The organism is Novosphingobium sp. JCM 18896, assembly GCF_025938095.1.
Lineage (GTDB): Bacteria > Pseudomonadota > Alphaproteobacteria > Sphingomonadales > Sphingomonadaceae > Novosphingobium.
In genome coordinates this window covers 216,770-238,900 of the sequence record NZ_JAPCZF010000003.1, presented here as the reverse complement: position 1 = coordinate 238,900, position 22,131 = coordinate 216,770, and the positions used below count along the sequence as shown (strand labels likewise).

Annotated in this window: 20 protein-coding genes; 9 read left to right on the top strand and 11 right to left on the bottom strand. The window is 67.5% G+C overall.

Annotation, left to right across the window (positions count from 1 at the left end):
* The first annotated feature begins 15 nt into the window (after nucleotides 1-15).
* Nucleotides 16-852, top strand: a complete 837-nt coding sequence (locus OLX23_RS11475) for a helix-turn-helix domain-containing protein (RefSeq protein WP_264445129.1) — start codon at nucleotides 16-18, stop codon at nucleotides 850-852.
* On the opposite strand, the gene OLX23_RS11470 is transcribed toward OLX23_RS11475, so the two are convergent.
* Entirely contained in the window at nucleotides 849-1,745 is an 897-nt protein-coding gene (locus tag OLX23_RS11470; protein ID WP_264445128.1) for a MurR/RpiR family transcriptional regulator, read from the bottom strand. The two genes, OLX23_RS11475 and OLX23_RS11470, sit on opposite strands and share 4 nt — an antisense overlap.
* A 236-nt stretch (nucleotides 1,746-1,981) precedes the next feature.
* Between OLX23_RS11470 and OLX23_RS11465 the strand changes: the two genes are divergently transcribed.
* From OLX23_RS11465 to OLX23_RS11445, 5 genes are all read left to right on the top strand, one after another.
* Nucleotides 1,982-4,153 carry a TonB-dependent receptor plug domain-containing protein gene (locus OLX23_RS11465; protein WP_264445127.1) on the top strand — a complete coding sequence of 724 codons (2,172 nt, stop codon included), beginning with the start codon at nucleotides 1,982-1,984 and terminating at the stop codon, nucleotides 4,151-4,153.
* A gap of 98 nt (nucleotides 4,154-4,251) precedes the next feature.
* Nucleotides 4,252-5,205: a phosphate/phosphite/phosphonate ABC transporter substrate-binding protein gene (locus tag OLX23_RS11460; protein WP_264445126.1), complete on the top strand. Its 954-nt coding sequence runs from the start codon at nucleotides 4,252-4,254 to the stop codon at nucleotides 5,203-5,205.
* 10 nt (nucleotides 5,206-5,215) lie between these two features.
* Complete coding sequence (locus OLX23_RS11455) at nucleotides 5,216-5,941, top strand: phosphonate ABC transporter ATP-binding protein (RefSeq protein ID WP_264445125.1); 726 nt, start codon at nucleotides 5,216-5,218, stop codon at nucleotides 5,939-5,941.
* Complete coding sequence (phnE, locus tag OLX23_RS11450; RefSeq protein WP_264445124.1) at nucleotides 5,938-6,885, top strand: phosphonate ABC transporter, permease protein PhnE; 948 nt, start codon at nucleotides 5,938-5,940, stop codon at nucleotides 6,883-6,885. Before OLX23_RS11455 ends, phnE begins: the two co-directional genes overlap by 4 nt.
* A 26-nt stretch (nucleotides 6,886-6,911) precedes the next feature.
* The gene (locus tag OLX23_RS11445; RefSeq protein ID WP_264445123.1) at nucleotides 6,912-9,011 is read left to right on the top strand and encodes a phosphocholine-specific phospholipase C; all 2,100 of its coding nucleotides are present in this window, start codon (nucleotides 6,912-6,914) and stop codon (nucleotides 9,009-9,011) included.
* On the opposite strand, the gene OLX23_RS11440 is transcribed toward OLX23_RS11445, so the two are convergent.
* Genes OLX23_RS11440 through OLX23_RS11420 form a run of 5 tightly spaced genes read right to left on the bottom strand, consistent with a single transcriptional unit; the run spans nucleotide 9,008 to nucleotide 14,127 of the window.
* Nucleotides 9,008-10,171: a glycosyltransferase family 87 protein gene (locus tag OLX23_RS11440; RefSeq protein ID WP_264445122.1), complete on the bottom strand. Its 1,164-nt coding sequence runs from the start codon at nucleotides 10,169-10,171 to the stop codon at nucleotides 9,008-9,010. The genes OLX23_RS11445 and OLX23_RS11440 overlap by 4 nt on opposite strands.
* A 38-nt stretch (nucleotides 10,172-10,209) precedes the next feature.
* Nucleotides 10,210-10,947 (bottom strand): SDR family oxidoreductase, encoded by a 738-nt coding sequence (locus tag OLX23_RS11435; RefSeq protein ID WP_264445121.1) that lies wholly within the window; start codon nucleotides 10,945-10,947, stop codon nucleotides 10,210-10,212.
* A complete protein-coding gene (locus OLX23_RS11430; RefSeq protein WP_264445120.1) occupies nucleotides 10,944-12,266 on the bottom strand; it encodes an FAD-binding oxidoreductase in 1,323 nt (440 codons plus the stop codon). Before OLX23_RS11430 ends, OLX23_RS11435 begins: the two co-directional genes overlap by 4 nt.
* Nucleotides 12,263-12,688 (bottom strand): GtrA family protein, encoded by a 426-nt coding sequence (locus OLX23_RS11425; RefSeq protein WP_264445119.1) that lies wholly within the window; start codon nucleotides 12,686-12,688, stop codon nucleotides 12,263-12,265. Before OLX23_RS11425 ends, OLX23_RS11430 begins: the two co-directional genes overlap by 4 nt.
* The gene (locus tag OLX23_RS11420) at nucleotides 12,685-14,127 is read right to left on the bottom strand and encodes a UbiA family prenyltransferase (protein WP_264445118.1); all 1,443 of its coding nucleotides are present in this window, start codon (nucleotides 14,125-14,127) and stop codon (nucleotides 12,685-12,687) included. The genes OLX23_RS11425 and OLX23_RS11420 overlap by 4 nt, the downstream gene beginning before the upstream one ends.
* A gap of 210 nt (nucleotides 14,128-14,337) precedes the next feature.
* Between OLX23_RS11420 and OLX23_RS11415 the strand changes: the two genes are divergently transcribed.
* Together OLX23_RS11415 and OLX23_RS11410 are read left to right on the top strand one after the other, a co-directional pair.
* Nucleotides 14,338-15,156: an SDR family NAD(P)-dependent oxidoreductase gene (locus tag OLX23_RS11415; protein ID WP_264445117.1), complete on the top strand. Its 819-nt coding sequence runs from the start codon at nucleotides 14,338-14,340 to the stop codon at nucleotides 15,154-15,156.
* 121 nt (nucleotides 15,157-15,277) lie between these two features.
* Nucleotides 15,278-15,760 (top strand): Dps family protein, encoded by a 483-nt coding sequence (locus OLX23_RS11410; protein ID WP_264445116.1) that lies wholly within the window; start codon nucleotides 15,278-15,280, stop codon nucleotides 15,758-15,760.
* 113 nt (nucleotides 15,761-15,873) lie between these two features.
* Here the strand turns inward: OLX23_RS11410 and OLX23_RS11405 are convergent, their stop codons facing one another.
* The 5 genes from OLX23_RS11405 to cyoA are packed head-to-tail and all read right to left on the bottom strand — an operon-like array spanning nucleotide 15,874 to nucleotide 20,660.
* Complete coding sequence (locus OLX23_RS11405; RefSeq protein ID WP_264445683.1) at nucleotides 15,874-16,590, bottom strand: SURF1 family protein; 717 nt, start codon at nucleotides 16,588-16,590, stop codon at nucleotides 15,874-15,876.
* Entirely contained in the window at nucleotides 16,587-16,943 is a 357-nt protein-coding gene (gene cyoD / locus OLX23_RS11400; protein ID WP_264445115.1) for a cytochrome o ubiquinol oxidase subunit IV, read from the bottom strand. Before cyoD ends, OLX23_RS11405 begins: the two co-directional genes overlap by 4 nt.
* Nucleotides 16,940-17,563, bottom strand: a complete 624-nt coding sequence (cyoC, locus tag OLX23_RS11395; protein WP_264445114.1) for a cytochrome o ubiquinol oxidase subunit III — start codon at nucleotides 17,561-17,563, stop codon at nucleotides 16,940-16,942. Before cyoC ends, cyoD begins: the two co-directional genes overlap by 4 nt.
* Nucleotides 17,564-17,565: 2 nt before the next feature.
* On the bottom strand, nucleotides 17,566-19,566 hold the full coding sequence (gene cyoB, locus OLX23_RS11390; RefSeq protein WP_264445113.1) for a cytochrome o ubiquinol oxidase subunit I: 2,001 nt from the start codon (nucleotides 19,564-19,566) through the stop codon (nucleotides 17,566-17,568).
* Nucleotides 19,563-20,660 carry a ubiquinol oxidase subunit II gene (gene cyoA, locus OLX23_RS11385; RefSeq protein ID WP_413629825.1) on the bottom strand — a complete coding sequence of 366 codons (1,098 nt, stop codon included), beginning with the start codon at nucleotides 20,658-20,660 and terminating at the stop codon, nucleotides 19,563-19,565. Before cyoA ends, cyoB begins: the two co-directional genes overlap by 4 nt.
* 125 nt (nucleotides 20,661-20,785) lie before the next feature.
* Here cyoA and OLX23_RS11380 point away from each other — a divergent pair, with 125 nt between their 5' ends.
* Nucleotides 20,786-22,117, top strand: coding sequence for an MFS transporter (locus OLX23_RS11380; protein ID WP_264445112.1), 1,332 nt, complete (start codon nucleotides 20,786-20,788; stop codon nucleotides 22,115-22,117).
* Nucleotides 22,118-22,131 lie beyond the last annotated feature (14 nt).

Genomic DNA, 22,131 nt, shown 5'->3' with positions numbered 1-22,131 from the left:
TGTATATGCAAACTAATGGCCAGACCGTCCCCCGGCACGCAGCGTGTCGTCGCCCTGCTCGATCTCCTCGCCAGCAACGCCGGCAAGGCCTTCTCGCTGACCGACCTGATCGCCGCGCTGAAGATGAACCGGGCGACCTGTCACGGCCTGGTCAACGAACTGGTCGAGGCCGGCTATCTCTACCGCACGCGCGACAAGCTCTATGTCCTGGGGCCCGCCGCGGCGGCGCTTGCCCGCGCGGCGAGCCTCGGCACGACCGCGCTCGACCTCGCGCTGCCCGAGATGAAGGTCCTCGCTCATCGCCACGACGCGGTCTGCGCCGCGATCTTCCGCGACGGCGGCGACGTGGTCCTGCGCGAGCGTGCGATCTCAATCTCGCACGTCAACCGCCTGGCCAACCGCGAGACTCGCTGGCCGCTGCGTCCGCCGTTCGGTTCCATATTCCTCGCCTGGTCGACCGAACGCCAGGTCAGCGCCTGGTTCGAATCGCTCGACCCGCGGCCGAGCCTCGAAGAGCAGAAACGCACGCGCGAGGGCATGGCCTTCGCGCGGGAGAACCGCTTCCAGTTCGTCGTCCAGCGCTTCCCCGAAGCCGGGCTCGAATGCGGCATAGATTGGCTCTACGTCCGCGATCCGGCGCAGCGTCCGCTCGAGATCGAAACCGCGCTCGATCCGCAAGGCGCCTACTGGATGACCTCGATGTCCTCGCCCGTGTTCGACCGGCAGGACCGCGTCGCCTTCGTCCTGTCGCTGATGGGCTTTTCCGGCGCCACTTCGGGCGAGCGCGTCATGGCCGTGGCGCAGGAGCTCAAGGACGCCTGCGCACGCATCGGCACGTCGGCGACGGTCTAGAAGCGCTTGATCGAGAGCACGTCGAAAGTCTGCCGCAGCGCGTCGGTCGAGCGGTCGTAGTCGGCCAGGGCCAGCGCGGCGATCAGCGCGTCGATCACGCAGAGCTGGGCGATGCGGCTGGCCATGGCCTCGGTACGGAAGCGCGTCTCGCGCGCCATCGTGAACAACACCGTGTCGGCATAGGCCTGGATCGGCGAGCGGCCGAAATTGGTGATGACGATCGTCTTCGCCCCGGCCTCACGCGCGAGCCTGGTCGAGGCGACCGTCTCGTTGGTCGCGCCCGAGTGCGAGATCGTCAGCACGGCGACGTCCGAGGTGCAGCGCGAGGCCGAGATCGCCTGGACGTGGCTGTCGATCACCACGCGCGCGTCGAGGCCGATGCGCAGCATGCGATAATGCGTGTCCTCGGCGATCGGCGCCGACGAGCCGATCCCGTAGATCTCCACGCGCTTCGCCGCGCGAATCGTCTCGACCGCCTGGGCCAGCGCGGCCGGATCGAGCACCGACAATGTGTCGCTGAGCGCCTGGATGCCCGAGTGGAACACCTTGCGACAGACCGTGCCGGTCGTGTCGTCGCGGTCGAGGTCTTCGTGAATGAACTGAACCGGCTGGACGATTTCCTGAGCCAGGCTCAATTTCAATTGCTGGAAACCGCTGAGCCCGATTCCCCGGCAGAAGTTGATCACGCTGCCTTCGCTGGCATCGACGGCGTCGGCCAGCTCGGTGATCGACATGCCGACCACGTCCTGTGGATGGGCCAGGACATATTCGGCGACTCGCGTCGCGATTTTCGACATTTGCGGCAGAGACGTGCGGATTCTCGCGAGCGCGTTCTCCACCGGGCGGTGGCCCGTGGGCGATTCGGGCGGCAGACCCTGGCTATCGATCGACACTTTTTTCCGATGACCTTTCCCGTCCGGCACCCGCGCCCTCAGCCCGGCCATGCAGCATAGCATTGTGTCAGGATCGTGAAAATCAGGGTGCGGCAAGGTTAGCAACATGAAACTCAAAAATGAGTGAATTTCATTCAGTCGTCATAATCGCTGCCTAGGTCGCACTCCGACAGCGGCGGACGAGCACCCTTGGATCGGGCGCCCGTCGCTGAACAACGGAACGGGGACTAGAGACCATGAAGACGCCAAACCTGCGTTTGACGGCGCTTGCGCTGTTGCTTTCCACCAGCTTCCTGCCGGCGGCCGCCCACGCTGCGGCGGGCGAAGCCGAGGCTGCGGCCGACGCGGCAGACGACCAGGATCGCGAGAACATCGTCGTGACCGGCCTGCGCGAGAAGGCCACGCAGCAGGCGGCAGAGGCGATCACCTTCGGCAACAACGTCCAGATCGTCGATCGCGCGGCGATCGAGGCGACCGGCGCGACCAACTTCGCCGAGATCGCCCAGTTCCTGATCAAGGGCGCCAACGTCGGCTATTCGCCCGACGAAGGCGAATACACGATCCGCCTCGACGGCGGCGGCGACCGCGACACGCTGGTCGTGCTCGACGGCGTGCCGCTCTACGACCGCGGCCCCGCGCTCGAGGAGATCTGGGGCACGACCACGATCGACCCGCACATGATCGAGCGCGCCGAAGTGTTCCGCGGCGGCAACAGCCTGTTCTTCGGCTCGAACGGCGGCATCGGCGTAATCAGCCTCGTCACCAAGCGTCCCGACGGCACCAACCGCGTCGAGCTCGGCGCGCAGTACGGCGAGTTCAATACGCGCGAGATCTGGGGCAACGCCCGCTTCGCGATCGACCCGGAAAAGCGCCACAGCTTCATGGTCTACGGCGGCTCGATCCAGACCGACGGCCCGCGCATCTTCCGGCCCGAGGACTTCATCGACAACGTCGCGGCTTCGGGCGGCATCCAGAAGTACCCGCTCAACCGCAGCAACGTGGGCGTGAAGTACCTGTTCCAGCCCGACGAGAAGACCCAGTTCCGACTCAACGCGCAGTATACGCAGATCGAGTTCTTCGACGCCTTCCCCGACACCGAGACCTACTCGCCCAACCGGGTGCGCTATCCGATCGTCGACTTCGCCTTCGAGCGCCGCTGGTCGGACAAGCTGTTCACCGAGCTCGCCGGCTACTGGTCGAACCCGCTGCTCAACAACACCGAGACCCTGCCCGAGATCTGCGCGATCCGCGCGGGCTGCCCCGATCCCGCCACGCCCACGCGCATCGTGCCCTTCGGCTTCTCGACCGGCCGCTCGATCCCCAAGCCCAATCAGGGCTTCGGCGCCGCTTCGAAGAACAGCGGCTTCCAGGAAATGGGGCTCAACTTCCGCAACACGATCAACATTCCCAACGCGATCGAGGTCGTCGCGGGCGTCCAGGTGGTGTCCTACAAGGACGATTCCGACCCGGTCTTCCCGATCAACGACGAACGCCAGACCGTGACCGGGCTCTATGCCGATTTCCGCCCGGTGCTGCCGTTCAGCCCCGACACCAAGCTCTCGCTGGCCGTGCGCACCGACTTCTCGGACAGCTTCGGCAGCAAGACGATCTGGAAGTTCGGCTTCCGCCAGGGCCTGGGTGATTTCTACCTGCGCGGCAACGGCGGCACCTCGTACAGCCTGCCCAAGACCAACGAGCTGTTCCGCCAGGAAGCAACGATCGTCGGCAACCCCGATCTCAAGACCGAGACGACCAAGACCTTCAACTTCGGCGCCGGCTTCGCCAAGGACTTCGGCGGGGTCTACTTCGATGCCGAGCTCGGCTGGTTCAAAACCGACATCACCAACCGCATCCAGACCACCTCGGGCCTGACGGTGAACACCTATTTCAACAACACCGCGGTCACCGAGATCCGCGGCCTGACCGCCGACGTCAACCTGCGGCTGGGCGAGACGCTCTCGGCCAACGTCAACTTCACCAAGCAGAAGGCGCGTCTGCGCGGTTCGCTGCTGCAGATCAACGAGACGCCCGAATACATGATCGGCGGCCAGCTCGCCTGGAACAGCCCCGACAAGACCTTCCACGTCACGCTGTTCCCGCGCTACCAGGGCCCCGAATATTCGACCGGCGGCCTCAACAATTCGCTGCGCGTCAACTTCGGCAACTACTTCGTGATGAACGCCTCGATCGGCCTGTGGCTGGGCGAGGACAAGCAGCACAAGTTCCAGCTGCGCGTCGCCAATGTCTTCGACAAGGTCTATGCCGAGCGCTACGGCTTCGGCAACCGTCGCTATGACTCGCGCTTCCTGCGCGGCGAGATCGCGCTGAACAGCCCGCAGTACTTCTATGGCTATCCCTTCGAGGGCAAGCCGCGCGCCTTCTACGTTTCGTACAACACCTCGTTTTAACCACCCCTGACCCGGCCTGCCCGGATCGGGGTGGGCCGGGTGCTTCTTCGGCTTCACAGTCATGTCACAGCCGCCGCGTAGGCGCCCGCGGACTCGATATGACGGGAAGCCGAAAACATCAGGGGACGATCGTCGCGTTCCTCGTGGTCGCAGCCCTTCTCCTGCTCGCCCTGGCAACGGGGGCTTGCGGACGGGGCGAGGCCTCGGACGCGGAGACGCCCATCCGGGTCGTGCTGATCCCGGCCGATGGCGGAACCGCGTCCGGCACGCTCGCCGACTACCGCCCGCTGTTTGACACCCTGTCCCGCTCCACCGGCATGAGGTTCGAGTTGACCATCACGCAATCCTACGGTGCTGCCGTCGAAGGCATCTGCAACGGCGTGGCCGACCTGGCCTTCGTCGGGCCCGCGACCTATCTGCAGGCGCGCGACCGCGGCTGTGCACAGCTCCTGGCGGTCGGCATCAAGAACGGCCAGCCGCGCTACTACGCCGCCTTCTTCGTGCGCAGTGACGCGCCGTTGCGCGGCCTTGCCGACCTCGCGGGCAAGCGCGTGGCCTTCGGCGACATCAATTCGACCTCGTCGTTCCTCATGCCCGTAGCGATGCTGATGGAGGCCCGGCTCGATCCCGCGCGCGATCTTTCCGCGGTTCGGCTGACCGGCAGCCATCCCAACAGCCTCAACGCCCTGCTCCAGGGCCAGGTCGACGCCGCCGCGCTTTCGCTCGATTCCTACGACCGCGCCCTGCGCGCGGGTGTGCCCGGCGCAGAGAAGCTGCGCGTGCTCGCACGTAGCGAGGCCATGCCTTATCCGCCTTTCATCGTCTCCACCCGCCTGCCAGCAGCCCGGCGCGAGATATTGCGCGAGGGCTTTTCCCGACTGGCGCAGGACGCGGCGATCACGCAGGGCCGCATTACTGGCTACGGCGGCGGCGCGATCGAAGGCTACGCCACCCACTTCTCCGACGCGCCGTTCGACAGCATGGCCCGGCGCATCGCGCGCGTAACGCCGGCGCTCAAGGCCGCGCTGCTCGAACGCGCAGCGCAACAGTGAGCGCGGGCTGATGCAGATCGCACTCGACCAGGTATCGCTGATCTATCGCGACGGGACGATGCCAGTCTCGGGGCTGAGCCTGACGATCCCGGCGGGCCAGTTCTGTGCCGTGCTCGGCCGCTCGGGTGCGGGCAAGTCCAGCCTGCTGCGACTGCTCGGTGGCATCGCCGCGCCGACCCACGGCTCTGCCAGCATCGACGGCACACCGCTGACACCCTCCATGCCGCGCGCGCTGCGCAAGCGGATCGGCCAAGTGCACCAAGACGGCGCGCTCGTCGGTGAGGCGAGCGTGGCGGAAAACATCGTCGCCGGAGCCGCCGCGTCGATGCCGCTGTGGCGCGCGCTGAGCGGGCTCTATCCGGCCTGGGCGCGCGAGCGCGCGGTCGCGTTGCATCTCGAACTCGGGCTCGATCCCGCCTTTCTCGGCGCGCCCGTCTCACGACCCTCGGGCGGCCAGCAGCAGCGCGTCGGCGTGGCGCGGGCGCTGATGCTCGAACCCGCGCTGGTCCTGGCCGACGAGCCCGTGGCGAGCGTCGATCCCGACACCGCGCGCCAGGTGCTGAGCGTGCTGGCCGCGCACCGCACGCGTCTCGGCGCGACGGTGGTCTGTGCGCTGCACCAGCCCGAGCTCGCCTGCGCTTTCGCCGATCGCATTCTGGTGATCGACGAAGGGCGCCTCGCCTTCGACGGCAGTCCCGAGCTCTATCGCCGCTCGCACCGGGTAGAGGCCGCATGAGCACCACCGCCGCCTTCCCGCGCAGCTGGAGCCTGCGACGGATCGCCGTGCTCGCGGCGCTGCTCGGCCTGCTCGCGATCAGCGCGCTGCGCGTCGACGTGCCGCGGCTGTTCACCCAGGCCGGCGCCGGTCGCGCGCTGGCCGGCATGGCCGCGCAGATGTGGCCGCTGCAGCTTTCCGACCGCCAGGACGTGGCCGAAATACCCGGCTTCGATCCCGCCCATCTGCCGCCATTCGCCTATCTGCAGACCACCGACGAGACCAGGCGCGAACTCGATCCCGACCGGCTCGAACCCGCGACCGTGCATCAGCGCAAGGTCTGGCTGGTCCAGCCTTTCGGCTATGTCCTGCAGGTCGCGGGCAAGCTGCTCGAGACGATCGAGATCGCGATCTGGGGCACCCTGCTCGCGGCGCTGCTCGGCCTGCCGCTGGGGCTCGCCGGATCGACCCCATTGGTGCGCAGCCCCGCGATCCGCCAAGCCGCGCGCGCCCTATCAGCCGGCCTGCGCGCCGTGCCCGAACTGCTGAGCGCGCTGTTCCTCGTCACCGCCTTCGGCTTCGGCCCGCCCGCCGGCATCCTCGCGCTGGGCCTCCACGCCGCGGGCTTCCTCGGCCGGTTCTATGCCGATGCGATCGAGGACGCCGACCAGGCGCCCGTCCGCGCGCTGTTGGCGAGCGGCGCCAGCCGGCTCGCGACCTTCCGCTTCGCGCTGTGGCCGGCGGTGCGCGCGCCGTTCGTTTCCTCGACCTTCTACATCCTCGACCGCAACGTCCGCATGGCCACCGTCGTCGGCCTCGTCGGCGCGGGCGGGATCGGTCAGGAGCTCAAGGGCCGGATCGACATGTACGAATATGCCCACGTCGGCACGATCCTCGTCGGGATCCTGATCGTGGTGCTGCTGCTCGACCACATCGCCGCGCGACTGCGGCGCAAGACCCCCTGAAATCCGCACATAACGGGAGACCTACGATGTCCAACACGCGCCGTGACTTCCTCAAGACCGCTGCCGTCGCAGGGGCCCTGCCCGCCGCGATCGGCCGCGCCCTGGCGATCCCCGCCAACCGCCGGACCGGCACGATCAAGGACGTGCGCCACGTCGTAATCCTGATGCAGGAGAACCGCTCGTTCGATCACTACTTCGGCACGATGCGCGGCGTTCGCGGCTTCGGCGACCGCCACCCCATCCCGCTCGCCTCGGGCAAGGACGTCTGGTGGCAGAGCAACGGCGCGCGCGAACTGCCGCCGTTCCACCTCGACACGGCCAAGACCAACGCGATCAAGGTGCCCGGCACGCCGCACTCCTTCGCCGACGCCCAGGCCGCGTGGAACCAGGGCAAGTTCGGCCTCTGGCCCAAGTACAAGACCGACTATTCGATGGGCTACTACAAGCGCGAGGACGTGCCCTTCCAGTTCGCCCTGGCCGAGAGCTTCACGATCTGCGACGCCTATCACTGCTCGATCACCACGGGCACCGATCCCAACCGCATCGTCTTCTGGTCGGGCGGCAATTTCGATCCGGCGATGCGCGCCCAGGGTATTAACTGCCGCGACGACAAGTCCGAACCGAACAACCTGCGTTGCTGGATCAAGGGCGCGCTGCCCGAGCCCGGCTATACCTATGCCGGCAATGACCTCGAATGGGCGACGATCCCCGAAGTGCTCGATGCCGCGGGGGTCGACTGGAAGATCTACCAAGATCCCAACGACAACTGGACCGGCGCGATGCACGGTGGCCTGGCCTTCAAGGGCTTCCGCGAGGCGAAGCCCGACAGCCCGCTCTACAAGAAGGGCATGAGCCACTTCTCGCTCGAACGGCTCGAACAGGACGTGAAGAACGGCACCCTGCCTCAGGTGTCCTGGGTCCTGCCGCCGATGCCCTGGTCCGAGCACCCTTCGACCTCGTCGCCGCTCGAAGGCGCCGAATTCACCGCCAAGGTGCTCGACGCGCTGACCGCCAATCCCGAGGTCTGGGCCGGCACCGTGTTCTTCCAGACCTTCGACGAGAACGACGGCCTGTTCGATCACCTTCCGCCGCCCGCGCCGCCTTCGTACAACGCCGATGGCTCGATGGCGGGCAAGGCGACCTTCGACCTCAAGGGCCACTATTTCGACGATCACAAGGACGCCTATACCTCGCGCGACGACACTATCAGCGGCACCACGCGCCCCTGGGGCCTCGGCCCGCGCGTGCCGCTCTACGTGGTCTCGCCGTGGTCGAAGGGCGGCTGGGTCAACAGCGAGGTCGCCGATCACACCTCGGTCGGCCAGTTCCTCGAGAAGCGCTTCGGCGTGACGGTACCGGCGATCAGCCCCTGGCACCGCGCGGTCTGCAGCGACCTGACCTCGTGCTTCGACTTCGCCGCGCCGGCCGATGCCGGGTTCCCCGAACTGCCCGACGTCAGCAATTCGCCCAAGACGATCGCCGTGCACCAGAAGCGCGACAAGGTGCTCCCGCCGCGCCGGCCGCAGGACCTCTACCAGGAAACCGGCGTGCGCCGCTCGCGCGCGCTGCCCTACAAGCTTGCGGTCGATCTCGCCGCCGCGCCCGACGGCGTGCGCCTGACCTTCGTCAATGAGGGCAGCGTCGGCGCGGTGTTCCAGGTCTACGACCGCAAACACCTCGACCGCATCCCGCGGCGCTACACGGTCGAGGCGCGCAAGCGGATCGACGACAGCTGGGACCTGGGCGCCAACGGCGAGTTCGACCTCTGGGTGCTCGGCCCCAACGGCTTTGTCCGGCACATGTCAGGCACCCTGGCCGAAGGTACGACGGTGCCCGCGGTGACGATCCGCCAGCACCCGCGCCGCCCGGCACTGTCGGTCGCGCTGAACAATCCCGCCAAAGCCGAGAGCCGCGCGACCTTGGGCAAGGATGCCTATGGCCACGTCGAGAGCTTCCAGACCGCGCTGCCCGCCGAGGGCAAGGCCGAAGCGGTCTGGCCGACGGACAAGAGCCAGGACTGGTACGACTTCACCGTCACGCTCGCGACGGTCGAGATCCGCGCCGCCGGCCGGCTCGAACGCGGCGCCCACGGCGTCAGCGATCCGCTGATGGGTCGCGACGCCTAGGTCGCGGGAGGGGCAGGACGCCTGAGGATCGCTGCTGCGGCTGCGATCAGCAGCGCGAGCGCGGGGGCCGTCAGCGACGGCCATTCGGCGGGCTGCGGCCCGCCGGCCCCGCCCTCACCCAGGCTGGCCATGGCAAAGCCGTAGCCGGTGACGAACCACGCGAGCAGCAGCAGCAGGGCCAGTTCGCCGGCGCGCGCGCGCATGACGATCGCAGGCAGCACGAAACCGATCGCGAGGCCGAGGATCGTGAGGTCGTAGTCGTAGTTGTAGGGGCTGACGAACAGCGAAACCGCGCAGGCCGCCGCCGCGAGGATCCGCGGCTCGTCGCCGCGGTGCCAGAGCCGCAGGAACAGGCCGATCGCGACCAGCGCGGCCAGCCCGTGCAGCACCATCGCCAGCGAGGCCGAGGCCCCGAGGCTGCGGGCGCAGGCATAGACCGAGGTCATGCGGAACAGCTGATAGTATCCGGCCGCGAGGAAATCCCCGGCCTCGCGCACGCCGCCGAGGAAGGCCGGCCAGACGCCGGGCCCGAAGGCGAGCGTCGCAGTCGAGGCAGCGGCGGCGACCACACCCGCCGCCACGGCCATGGCGTTCCAACGCCGACCGAACAACGCGAGCAGGCCGATCCCCGCGGCGAGATGCGGCTTGATGCACATCAGCCCCAGCGGCAGCCCGGCCCCCGCGCGTCGTGCCGGGAAGGCCAGCAGGAAAGCACCGATGAGCCCCGCAGTGAGAAATCCATTCTGCCCGGTGCGGACGGTCAGCAGCACCGCCGGCAGCACCGCGATCAAGGTGCCGGGCAGATGATCGCCGGCAATCCGTCGCAGGACCGTGAGGTAGAACAGCAGGCTGGCACTCACGAACAGCAGATAGGCGAGGCCGATCGGCAGCTGCGCCAGCCCGGCGACGAACAGCATGTAGGGCGGCGGATAGGTCCAGGGAAACAGCAGTTGCCCCCCGGTGATCGCCTGCTGCGCGGCGAGCATGTCGGTCGCGCGATAGGTCGCTTCGGCCCGACCTTGCGCCGCCATGGTCCCGGCGATGTGGAAGGCATCGAAATCGGTCAGGACCTTGTCGCGCCCAAGCAATCCGGGCACCTGGAACAGCACCGCCGAGACCAGCGCGAGCAGAGCCGAGACCGCCAGCACGGCGATCAGCACGGGCCTGCTCGTCGCCAATCCAGATGGCGACGCTGGGGTCAAATGCTCATGCCCTTGAAGATTCGCTCGGGGATCGCGCGGATGATCGTCATGATCGCCCACCACACCGGCTTGACGTAGAGCACGTTGCGCCCCGCGCCGACGGCCTTGAACACGGCGCCCGCGACTTCGGCCGGCTGTGCGGTGAGCTTGGCCGGCAGGTCCATGCCCGCGGTCATGCGCGTGGCGACGAAGCCCGGCAGCACGGTCAGGACCTGGACGCCCTTCTTCGCCAGGCGATTGCGCAGGCCCGAGAGGAAAGCCGTGTAGCCGGCCTTGGCCGAGCCGTAGACGTAATTGCTCGCGCGGCCGCGTTCGCCCGCGACCGAGCTGATGCCCACCAAGGTGCCGCTGCCACGCTGCTCGAAGCGGTTGGCGATCAGGCCGGTCAGCAGCGCCGGTCCTTCGAAATTGCTGCGGAAGGTCAGCGTCGCGGCTTCGGCATCGGCCTCGGACTTCGCCTGATCGCCGAGCAGACCGACGACGCAGACCGCCGTGCCCGGCAGCGCCGGCAAGCTATCGAGGAAAGCCGCGAAGCTCTCCGTGGCGAGAATGTCGAGCTCGTGCAGAGTCACCGTAACGCCGTGGCGCAGTTCGATGTCGGCCTTGTCCGCAGCCAGCGCTGCCGCGTCGCGCGCCGCAAGCTGGATCGGATGGCCGGCCGCAGCGAAGCGGTGCGCAAGGGCGAGGCCGATGTCGGACTTGCCACCGAGGACGAGCACAGGATCTGCGGTCATAGTTCCAGTCTTTCGGATTGGCTCGAGGCGAAGGCGGCGGCGCCTTCGGCCTGGCGCAAGGCGAGGAATTGGGGGACGCGCCTATCGCTGGCGCGCAAGGTGGCTGCGCTCATCCGGCTGTCCTTGGCCAGATAGAACCGGCCGCCGTGCGCGAGCACGATCGCGTCGAGCCGTTCCATCAGCGCCAGCACCTTCGCCGAGACGGGAAAGTCGAGCGCGAGCGTATAGCCGTCGAGCGGGAACGAGAACGTGCCGCCGGGCAGGCCGCCGAGCCGCTTGAGCACGGCGAGGAACGAGCCCTGCCCGCTGGCGGAGATCGCCGCCAGCAGTTCGGCCAGCCCGGCGCGGGCGGAAGCGAGCGGCAGCGCGCACTGGAACTGCAGCAGGCCGCGGCCGCCATAGATCCGGTTCCACTGGCCGAGCGCGTCGAGCGGATAGAAATAGCTGTCCCAATCGACCAGTTGCAGCCCGCGCTTCATCACCTGACGGCGATAGTAGACGGCGTTGAACGCCCTGACCGTCAAGCCGTTGAGCAGACCCGCCGGCGCGTCGAACGGGACGTTGCGCAACTTGCGGCGCGGCGTGCGGAACGGCGCCATGCGCAAGGCTTCGGGCAGGTCCGCGGCGACCGCGTGCTCGCCGAGCATGATCGCCGAACGGCCAAGGCTGCGACCGCCGGCCAGGCAGTCGATCCAGGCCACCGAATAGGGCACATCGGCGTGGTCCTCGAACAGCCGCATCGCCGTGTCGAGATCGGGTGCGGGCAAGGTGGTCTGGCGGATCCAGCCGCTCTCGACCCGCTGCAGGTGAAAAGCCACGCGCAGGATGACGCCGGTCAGCCCCATGCCGCCGATCGTGGCGGCGAACAGCTCGGGATCGCTCTGCGCGCTGCAGCGCCGCACTTCCCCCGTGCCGTCGAGCAGGTCGAGCCAGGCGACGAAGCGGCCGAAAGAGCCGTCGCGGTGGTGGTTCTTGCCGTGGACGTCGGCCGCGACCATGCCGCCCAGCGTGACGAACTTGGTGCCCGGCGTCACCGGCGGGAACCAGCCGCGCGGCAGGAAGGCGTCGATCACCTCGGCGAGCAGAACCCCGGCCTCGACCACGAGCAGCCCCGTATCGGCATCGAAGGCGAGCATGCGGTTGAGCTTGAGCATCGACACGGTGTTGGCCGGCTGCTGCGCGCAGTCGCCATAGCCGCGGCCATTGCCGCGCGCGATCGCCGGCCCCCTTTCGACCAGCCCGCGCAGATCGGCTTCGGATCGGGGACTATGGACGACGCAATCCTGTCGCGGATAGCGCCCCCAGCCCGAGATCATCATGTCGCTTGCCCTGCCCCTGCGCCGCCGGTGAAGACGTGACGGCGATCGAGGTGATACTTGGCGAAGTAGCCGATCGAAAGCCCCACGATCGCCCCGGCTTCGCGCGCAGCCTGGGTCTGCCAGACGAGCCAGAACAGGGTCTCCGCACCCCAGAAGATCGCGGTCGTGATCACGCCCATCAGGGTATAGAGCGTGAACTTGCGGCCGTGCGCGGCCAGCCCGCGCGACGGGTCGGCAAAGATCCAGCGCTTGTCGAGCAGGTACTTGATAACGAGCCCCACCGCCGTGCCGGCGAGCAAGGCGGGATAGTAGGTCAGGTGTCCGTGGTCGAAGCCGAGGACCACACGCTGGGTCGCGAGATTGCCCGCCGTCGCGATCACCGCGAAGGCAACGTAGCGCAGCACCAGCGTCGCTGGGCTCACAGCAAGGTACCCGCGAGCGCGAGCAGGCCGACCGCCGCGACGCAGCCATAGCTGACCGGATCGCGCGCGGCGAAGACCAGCGGATCGTCGTGCATCTGGCCGCGATGGGTCAGGATGGCGATGCGGCTGTTCCAGAACAGCAGGACCAGGCAGACGCCCCAGAGCACTTCGGGCAGCGAGTAGAGCTGCCGCACCGGGTCCGAATTGGCATAGAGCGCGAGCACCAGCACCGAAACCATGCCCGACGAGACCGCCATGTTGCCGATGATCGCGAGGTCGTCGACGTGATAGCCGCGGCCATGCGCGCGGACGGTGCCCGAGGCGATACCGTCGACCAGCTCCGCCTGGCGCTTCACGCTCGCGAGCGAGAAGAAGAAGAAGGTCGAGAAAGCGAGCAGCCAGACCGAGGCCGGCAGCCCCGTGGCGACCGAACCCGCGAGGATGCGCATGGTGTAGAGCACCGCGAGCATGCAGATGTCGATCACGACCATGCGCTTGAGCCACAGCGAATAGGCCGTGGTCAGCGCGAAATAACCGAGCAGCATGGCGAAGAGCCCGGGGCCCGATAGCAGCGCGACGGCCCCGCCCGCGAGACCGAGCGGCGGCGCCATCCAGGTCCCATGGCTGACCTTGACCGCCCCCGAGGCGAAAGGCCGCCGGCACTTGCGCGGATGCGCGCGGTCGGCGGCGAGATCGAGCAGGTCGTTGAGCACATAGGTGCACGAAGCGACCAGGCTGAACGCGACGACGGCGAGCAGCGACTGCCACAAGGTTGCCGCGGTCAGCTGATGCGCGGCCAGCATCGGCAGGAGGATCAGCGCATTCTTGAGCCACTGGTGCGGCCGCAGCACGCGCAGATAGTCGCGCGCGCTGGTCGGCGCCGCGTCGAGGTGGGTGGTGTCCTTGCCCAGCGCGTCGACCCTTGCGCGGAAGGCCGCACTGGGATTGACCGTCACCGCGCCGGCCGAATGCTCCCAGACCGGCAGGTCCGCCGGCGCATCGCCGATGTAGCTATAGCCGCCGGCGCCGAACCGCTGCTGCAGGAACCGCGCCTTGTTCTGGCCCTTGAGATTGATGCCATCGCCCGATCCGTGCGCCTCGTCGAACAGGCCGAGATGCGCCGCAACTGCGTCGGCCGTGGCCTGGAGCGAGGCGGTGACGAGTGCGACCCGGCCCCCGCGCGCGCGCCAGTCGCACACGAGTTCGAGCACCTCGTCGTTGTAGGGCAGCCTCGCGGCGTCGAGGCCAGCGATGGCGTGCAACTTCTGCTTGAGCGCGAGCGGTCCGCGCGGCAGCGCGGCGAGCGCGGCCAAGGGCGTGTACCACTTGGCGGTGCAGGCCGACCAGAAAGCCTCGAACAGCGAATCCGTGCGGATCAGCGTGTCGTCGAGATCCACGACCAGCGTCAGTTTGGCAGGATTCCAGTTCGCAACGCTCATCGGCCACTCCGAAGCCACCGGCGAGGCCGCTGGCAAAGGCAAATGCAGTCCTGCGAATTATGGTTAACAAGCTAAGGAACCGTAAAGATTTGCCTAGCGCGGTCCGATCGGCGGCGGGTCCGACGCACGGACCCCGACACGTCGCGTTGACTGGAAATCCTATATATGCGACACACTATCGCATAAATTCCAACACCGAGGCCTGAAACCATGCCCAATGCCGTTGCCGACGTCTCCGCCCGCTCGATCGCCGAGCTCGTCTCGCTCGCAGGACGCCGCGCCGTCGTCACCGGTGCGGCCTGGGGTCTGGGCAAGGCCACGGCCCGCCGTCTTGCCGAAGCCGGTGCGACCGTGCTGATCGGCGACATCGACGCCGAAGCGGCCGCGGCGACCGCCGCCGAACTGAGCGCCGCCTATGGCCCCCGCGTCCTGTCGGTGCGGATGGACGCGAGCGACCCCATGTCGATCACAGCCGCGGCAGACCTCGCCGTCGCCGAATTCGGCGGCATCGACATCTGGGTCAACAACGCCGGCATCCCTTCGCACAAGCCGCTGCTCGACCTGACCGACGAGGAGTTCGACACGGTCCAGGCGATCAACCTGCGCGGAACCTTCGTCGGCGCGCGCGAAGCAGCGCGACGCATGATCGCGGCCGACATGCCTGGGGTGATCGTCAACGTCGCCTCGCTCGCCGGCCTGCGCGGCATTGCGCCGGGCCAGGCCGCCTACACCGGCTCCAAGCACGGCGTCGTCGGCCTGACCAAGACGATGGCGCTCGAGTTCGGGCCCAAGGCGATCCGCGTGCTCGGGATCGCGCCGGGCGTCTGCCTGACCGAGAAGACCATGCACCTCGCCAGCCTCGATGCGGAAGCGCTCAAGAAGATCCCGATCCCCGGCATCGGCGGCAGTCCCGTCGGCCGGCTCGGCGTCGCCGACGACGTCGCGCGCGTGATCCTCTTCGCGGTCTCCGACCTGGCCATGTTCATGAGCGGCTCGACCCTGATGGTCGAAGGCGGCGTCGCCGCCTGATCCCCACGGCACGTCTCGACGCCTCTGGACGGCGGGCCCCGCCGCTCTACTATACCAGGGTATGAGCGCGTCCGCGCGCCAGCCGACTATAGTGCGGATCACGAACAAGCGGAGCCAAGCCATGGGAAAGAGTCGAGCGATCAACATCGGCATGACCGAGCAGCAGCGCGCGGATATCGCCGGCGGCCTCTCGAAGCTGCTGGCCGACAGCTACACGCTCTACCTGATGACGCACAACTTCCACTGGAACGTCACCGGGCCGATGTTCAACACGCTGCACCTGATGTTCATGGGGCAGTATACCGAGCAGTGGAACGCGCTCGACCTGATCGCCGAACGCATCCGCGCGCTCGGCTTCCCCGCGCCCGGCACCTATGGCGAATTCGCCGAACTCGCCTCGATCAAGGAGGTCCGCGGCCAGCCCAAGGCGCTCGAGATGGTCGAGCACCTGGTCGCCGCGCAGGAAGCGACGGCACGCACCGCGCGCGGGCTGTTCGACCTGGTCGACGAAGCCAACGACCAGCCGACCGCCGACCTGCTGACCCAGCGGCTCGACGTTCACGAGAAGACCGCCTGGATGCTGCGCAGCCTACTCGAGGAGTGAGGCCCGAAAGCAACGGGTCATAAACAAGTCCCGCTCACCCTGAGCTTGTCGAAGGGTGCTTGCGCGACCGTTGTGGCCGGTGCTTCGACAAGCTCAGCACGAGCGGGGCGGGGTTAGTTTTCCTGGACGTTACTCTCGCGCTGTGCGGGCCGCAGCGCGGTAAGGCCCGCCCAGAGGCATAGCCCCGCCAGCGCGAACCAGGTCAGCGCATAGACCAGGTGGTTGTCGGCAAAGCGCACGACGGTGAGCCCGCCCAGCGGATAGCCGCCCGGGTTCGCTGCGGCATCGGCATCGACGAAAAACGATGCGACCGGCCCGAGCCCGCGAGCCCGGGCGATCGCCGCGACGTCGCGCGAATACCAGCGATCGGCTGCGGGGTCGTTGGCGCGCAGGAAGCCACCGCCGGGTTCGCTCGCGCGCATCAGGCCCGTCACCGCGACCTCTCCGGCGACCTGCCCCTCGCGGCGAGTCTCGGCGGCACGCCGCTCACCAGGAACGAAGCCGCGGTTGATCAGCACCGTGCCCGCATCGGTGCGCAGCGGCGTCAGCACCCAGAAGCCCGCGCCGCGCTCGGTCAGCGCCTGGACCAGCGCCTCGCGATCGTGGCGGAACACGCCGCGCAGCCGGACCTTGCGGTATTCGTAGGCGTCGGGCGTCAGGCCCCGCCATTTCGATATATCTGAAAAGGCGACAGGCGGCGCATGGATCCGCGCCTCGACGCGCGCGATCAGATCGTGCTTCCAGGCGCGGCGCTCGACCTGCCAGATCCCCAGCGCCGCGAACAGGACGGCGCCGAGCAGAGCCAGCGCCAGGAACCAGCGCTTTTTCAGGAGGGCCCGTCCATGCTCGTCATCGGCATCATGTTGGTGTTGAGATGGTACATGATCCACAGCGAGCCCGCGATCACGATCAGCACGATCACCGCCGCGAAGGCATAGGCGAGCAGGGTCCAGCCGCCTTCGGACTGCGAGTTGACGTGGAGGAAGCAGACCGTGTGGACCAGGATCTGCACGACCGCGAGCGCGATGATGATCGCCGCGACGGTCGCGGCGTCGCCGATCACGCCCGTCATCACCAGCCAGAACGGCACGGCGGTCAGCACCACCGACAGCAGGAAGCCGATCAGGTAGCCGCGGCGCGAGCCGTGCGGGACTTCGGCGTGCCCGTGCGCTGTCTCGCTCATCGCAGGACTCCCAGCAGATAGACGAAGGTGAAGACGCCGATCCAGACGACGTCGAGAAAGTGCCAGAACATCGACAGGCACAGCAGCCGCCGCTGGTTCTCGGCATGGAGCCCGCGCTGGCCCAGTTGCACCAGCATGACCCCGATCCACAGGATGCCGAAGGAGACGTGCAGCCCGTGCGTGGAAACCAAGGTGAAGAAGGCCGAGAGGAAGGCGCTGCGTTGCGGCGTTGCCCCCTCGGCGATCAGGTTGCCGAACTCGTAGAGCTCAACCCCGACGAAGGCCATGCCGAGCAGGCCCGTCACCGCCAGCCACAGCCTGGTCCCGCCGAGCCGGCCCTCCTGCATCGCGATCATCGCGAAGCCGTAGGTGATCGACGAGACCAGCAGGATCGCGGTGTTGAGCGCGACCAGCGGCAGCTCGAATATCTCGCGCGGAGACGGTCCGCCGGCATAGCTCGTGCTGAGCACGCCGTAGGTGGCAAAGAGCGTCGCGAAAATCAGCGCGTCGCTCATCAGGTAGATCCAGAAGCCCAGCAAGGTGCCCGAGCCGGGCTCGTGGTGATGCTCGTGGGGATCGAGGACGTAGAAGGCGGGTGCCGGTGGCTGCGTTTCGGCCATGGTCACGCCCCCGCCGCGAGCAGCCGGCTGCGCGCGTCCTCTTCCTCCGCCACTTCATCCGCCGGGATGTAGTAGTCACGGTTGTAGTTGAACGTATGCGCGACGCCGTAGACCAGCAGCGCCACGGCCGACACCGCGGCGAGCCACCAGATGTACCAGATCATCGCGAAGCCGAGCACCATGGCCATGGCCGAGAGGATCACGCCAGCGCCGGTATTGCGCGGCATGTGGATCGGCGCGAAGCCGGTCACCGGCCGCTGCGCGCCGCGGTCCTTCATGTCGTACCAGGCGTCGAGCGCGTGGACCTGTGGGGTGAAGGCGAAGTTGTAGGCGGGCGGCGGCGAGGCGGTCGACCATTCGAGCGTACGGCCGTGCCAGGGATCGCCGGTGGTGTCGCGCAACTGGTCGCGGCGCATGATGCTGACGGCGATCTGGATGACGAAGGCGGCGATGCCGACGAGTATGATCAGCGCGCCGATCGCGGCGAGCACGAACCAGATCTGTAAGGAAGGATCGTCGAAGTGGCGCACGCGGCGCGTCGTGCCCATCAGGCCGACCACGTAGATCGGCGTCCAGGCGACCCAGTAGCCGATCACCCAGCCCCAGAAATGGATGCGCCCCCAGAAGCGGTCGAGCTTGAAGCCGAAGGCCTTGGGGAACCAGTAGTCGAGCCCGGCGAAGAGCCCGAAGACCACGCCGCCGATGATCACGTTGTGGAAGTGCGCCACCAGGAACAGCGAGTTGTGCAGCACGAAGTCGGCGGGCGGCACGGCCAGCAGCACCCCGGTCATGCCGCCGACCACGAAGGTCAGCATGAAGGCGATCACCCACATCATCGGCAGCTCGTAGCGGATGCGGCCGCGGTACATCGTGAACAGCCAGTTGAAGATCTTCGCCCCCGTCGGGATCGAGATGACCATCGTCGCGATGCCGAAGAACGAGTTGACGCTGGCGCCCGAGCCCATCGTGAAGAAGTGGTGGAGCCAGACGAGGTAGGACAGGATCGTGATGACCACGGTCGCGTAGACCATCGACGAATAGCCGAACAGGCGCTTGCCGGTGAAGGTCGAGGTGATCTCCGAATAGATGCCGAAGACGGGCAGAACCAGCACGTAGACCTCGGGATGCCCCCAGATCCACACGAGGTTCCAGTACATCATCGGGTTGCCACCGAGATCGTTGGTGAAGAAGTTGGTCCCCACGTAGCGATCGAGCATCAGCAGCGCGAAGGCGCCGGTCAGCACGGGGAAGATCGCGATCGCCAGCACGTTGCTGCACAGCGCGGTCCAGCAGAACACCGGCATCTTCATCATTGTCATGCCCGGCGCGCGCATCTTGATGATCGTCGTCACCATGTTGATCGCCGAGAGCGTCGTGCCGACGCCGGCTATCTGCAGCGCCCACAGGTAATAGTCGGGCCCGGTGTCGGGGCTGTTCTGCAGATTGGTGACGGGCACGTAGTTGAGCCAGCCCCCGCGCGAGAACTCGCCGACGAACAGCGAGACCATGACCAGCAGCGCACCGGCCACGGTCAGCCAGAACGACAGGTTGTTAAGGAAGGGAAAGGCCACGTCGCGCGCGCCGATCTGCAGCGGCATCACGAAGTTGATCAGCCCCACGACCAGCGGGATCGCCACGAAGAAGATCATGATCGTGCCGTGCGCGGTGAAGACCTGGTCGTAGTGGTGCGCGGGCAGGTAGCCCTGGCTCGCACCGAAGGCCATGGCCTGCTGCGCGCGCATCATCAGCGCATCGGCGAAGCCGCGCAGCAGCATGATGATGCCCAGGACGATGTACATGATGCCGATCTTCTTGTGATCGACGCTGGTCAGCCATTCGCGCCAGAGCCAGCCCCACAGCCGGTACTTGGTGACGGCTCCGACAATGCCGAGCCCGAGCAGCACGACGACCGCGAAAGTCACCAGCAGGATCGGTTCGTGGATCGGGAACGATTCCCAGGTCAGCCGGCCGAATATCGCGCTGGTGACGGTCTCTCCGGTCATGCGGGGCTCCGGGCGGCAGCAAGCAGGTTGAACGAGATCTTGTCGGTCTTGGGCGAGCCCGGCGCGCGGCCATCGGGCGCGCGCGGCGCGGTCACGTTCGGGCCCGTGCCCTTCTCCGCGCCGTCCTTGAACAGCGCGCCCTCGGGCTTCTGCCCTGGTGGCGGAGCGCCGTGCCCACCGCCCTCGCCATCATGCCGCATGACCGCGCTCATGCAGGGCGTGCCCGGCTTCACGCAGCGGTTGTAGATCCGGTCGAACAGGTTCGCCTCAACCGACGAGTAATACATCGCCGGCACCTTCTCGCTGGGCTCGGCGAGCGCGAGGAAGCCCGGGGTATCGAGCCTGGGCCCCGACTTGACCCGCGCCACCCAGGCGTCGAACCCGGCCTGGTCCAGCCCCTTGAGCTTGAAGCGCATGTCGGAGAAGCCCTCGCCCGAATAGTTGGCGGACATGCCCTCGTAGTCGCCGGGCCGGTTGAGCACGGCGTGCAGGGTCGAGCGCATGCCGGGCATGGTATAGATCATCCCCGCCAGGCTGGGCGCGTAGAAGGTGTTCATCATGTTGGTCGAAGTCAGGTCGAACCGGACCGGCCGGTCGACCGGCAGCGCCAGTTCGTTGACCGTGGCCACGCCCTGTTCGGGGTAGATGAACAGCCATTTCCAGTCGAGCGAGACGACCTGGACGGTCAGCGGCTTGACCGCGGGATCGATCGGCTTGCCCGCAGCGATGCGGTTCAGCGGGCGGAACGGATCGAGCAGGTGGGTCGACCACCAGGTCAACGCGCCCAGGCAAATGATGATCAGCAGCGGCGCCGACCAGATCACGAGTTCGAGCGAGGTCGAATGGTCGAAATCGGGGTCATAGGTCGCTTCCTGGTTCTTCGCGCGGTAGTGCCAGGCGAAGACCACGATCAGCGCCATGACCGGCACGATGATCAGCAGCATCAGCGCGGTCGAGATGTAGATGATGTCGCGCTGCTGGACGGCGACGTCGCCGGCGGGATCGAGCACCGCGCGGTTGCAGGCCGCCAGCAGGAGCAGCGGCATGAGCGCAAGGATGCGCCGCACATTCGATACCGGCTCGTCTCTGCGCATGGACCTCGCCTGCTCCGGCGCCGGGACGCCGACGTTTGAGATTTGTCCTCCCGCCGCGGAGCTTTTCTGGTGCAATGCGCGTTCGAATGCAATACCGTCGCGCCAGGCCGCCGGAGCGAAAGCTTATGACTGCACCGATCGCCGCGTCGAATTCGACGTCGCTGGAACGCGACGCCCAGGTCCTTAACGCGCGCGATCGCCGTATCGCTCCGGGTGAAATCGCCATCGGCGTGATCATCGGCCGAACCAGCGAGTTCTTCGACTTCTTCGTTTACGCAATCGCATCCGTTCTGGTCTTTCCCTCGCTGATCTTTCCTTTCGTCGATGCGATCACCGGCACGCTCTATTCGTTCGCGCTGTTCGCACTGGCCTTCGTCGCACGGCCGATCGGCACCCTGGTTTTCATGGCGATCGACCGCGCGCACGGTCGCGGGGTCAAGCTGACGATCGCACTGTTCCTGCTCGGCGGCTCGACCATGGCGATCGCCTTCCTGCCCGCCTATGCGCAGATCGGCGCGACCGCGATCTGGCTGCTGGCGATCCTCCGCGTCGGCCAGGGCGTCGCGCTCGGCGGCGCCTGGGACGGCCTGCCCTCGTTGCTCTCGCTCAATGCCCCGGAAGACCGCCGCGGCTGGTACGCGATGATCCCGCAGCTCGGCGCGCCGCTGGGCCTGATGGTCGCCGCGGCGCTGTTCGCCTTCTTCATGGCCACGCTCTCGACCGAGGATTTCCTGTCGTGGGGCTGGCGCTATCCGTTCTTCGTCGCTTTCGCGATCAACGTCGTCGCGCTGTTCGCGCGGCTACGGCTGGTCGCCACGCCCGAGTTCCAGGAACTGTTCGAAAGCCGCGAACTGCAGCCCTCGCCCGCTTTCGCCACCCTGTTCCGCCAGTGGCGCACGATCGCGCTGGGCGCCTTCGCGCCGCTGGCCAGCTTCGCGCTGTTCCATCTGGTCACGGTCTTCCCGCTATCCTGGGTAACGCTCTACGGCCGCGAGACGCCGGTCACCTTCCTGGTGATCGAGATCGTCGGCGCGGTGGTCGGCGTGCTGGCCATGCTCGCTTCGGGGCTGATCGCCGACCGGGTCGGCCGGCGCGCGGTACTCGGCGTCTCGGCCGTGCTGATCGGCGCCTACAGCGGCTTCGCACCGCAATTGCTCGGCGCGGGCAGCCTGGGCGAGATCGTCTACATGATCGCCGGTTTCGCGCTGCTCGGGCTCGCCTTCGGCCAGTCCTCGGGCGCGGTGAACGCCAGCTTCCCCAGCGAGTACCGCTATACCGGCGCGGCGATCGTCGCCAATTCGGCCTGGCTGCTCGGCGCGGGCTTCGCGCCGCTGGTCGCGCTGTTCCTCGCCAGCCAGTTCGGCCTCTGGTCGGTCGGCGCCTATCTGCTGTCGGGTGCCGCCTGCACCCTCGCCGCGCTCGGCATCAACAAGGAATGGGCGCGCCGCGGGCAATAGAAAACCCCGCGACG

What these genes read in the sequence shown, in the direction of transcription:
- OLX23_RS11475 (WP_264445129.1), top strand. Translation starts at nt 16, where the DNA reads ATGGCCAGACCGTCCCCCGGCACGCAGCGTGTCGTCGCCCTGCTCGAT.
- OLX23_RS11465 (WP_264445127.1), top strand. Translation starts at nt 1,982, where the DNA reads ATGAAGACGCCAAACCTGCGTTTGACGGCGCTTGCGCTGTTGCTTTCC.
- OLX23_RS11460 (WP_264445126.1), top strand. Translation starts at nt 4,252, where the DNA reads ATGACGGGAAGCCGAAAACATCAGGGGACGATCGTCGCGTTCCTCGTG.
- OLX23_RS11455 (WP_264445125.1), top strand. Translation starts at nt 5,216, where the DNA reads ATGCAGATCGCACTCGACCAGGTATCGCTGATCTATCGCGACGGGACG.
- phnE (WP_264445124.1), top strand. Translation starts at nt 5,938, where the DNA reads ATGAGCACCACCGCCGCCTTCCCGCGCAGCTGGAGCCTGCGACGGATC.
- OLX23_RS11445 (WP_264445123.1), top strand. Translation starts at nt 6,912, where the DNA reads ATGTCCAACACGCGCCGTGACTTCCTCAAGACCGCTGCCGTCGCAGGG.
- OLX23_RS11435 (WP_264445121.1), bottom strand. Translation starts at nt 10,947, where the DNA reads ATGACCGCAGATCCTGTGCTCGTCCTCGGTGGCAAGTCCGACATCGGC.
- OLX23_RS11430 (WP_264445120.1), bottom strand. Translation starts at nt 12,266, where the DNA reads ATGATGATCTCGGGCTGGGGGCGCTATCCGCGACAGGATTGCGTCGTC.
- OLX23_RS11420 (WP_264445118.1), bottom strand. Translation starts at nt 14,127, where the DNA reads ATGAGCGTTGCGAACTGGAATCCTGCCAAACTGACGCTGGTCGTGGAT.
- OLX23_RS11415 (WP_264445117.1), top strand. Translation starts at nt 14,338, where the DNA reads ATGCCCAATGCCGTTGCCGACGTCTCCGCCCGCTCGATCGCCGAGCTC.
- OLX23_RS11410 (WP_264445116.1), top strand. Translation starts at nt 15,278, where the DNA reads ATGGGAAAGAGTCGAGCGATCAACATCGGCATGACCGAGCAGCAGCGC.
- cyoD (WP_264445115.1), bottom strand. Translation starts at nt 16,943, where the DNA reads ATGAGCGAGACAGCGCACGGGCACGCCGAAGTCCCGCACGGCTCGCGC.
- cyoC (WP_264445114.1), bottom strand. Translation starts at nt 17,563, where the DNA reads ATGGCCGAAACGCAGCCACCGGCACCCGCCTTCTACGTCCTCGATCCC.
- cyoB (WP_264445113.1), bottom strand. Translation starts at nt 19,566, where the DNA reads ATGACCGGAGAGACCGTCACCAGCGCGATATTCGGCCGGCTGACCTGG.
- cyoA (WP_413629825.1), bottom strand. Translation starts at nt 20,660, where the DNA reads ATGCGCAGAGACGAGCCGGTATCGAATGTGCGGCGCATCCTTGCGCTC.
- OLX23_RS11380 (WP_264445112.1), top strand. Translation starts at nt 20,786, where the DNA reads ATGACTGCACCGATCGCCGCGTCGAATTCGACGTCGCTGGAACGCGAC.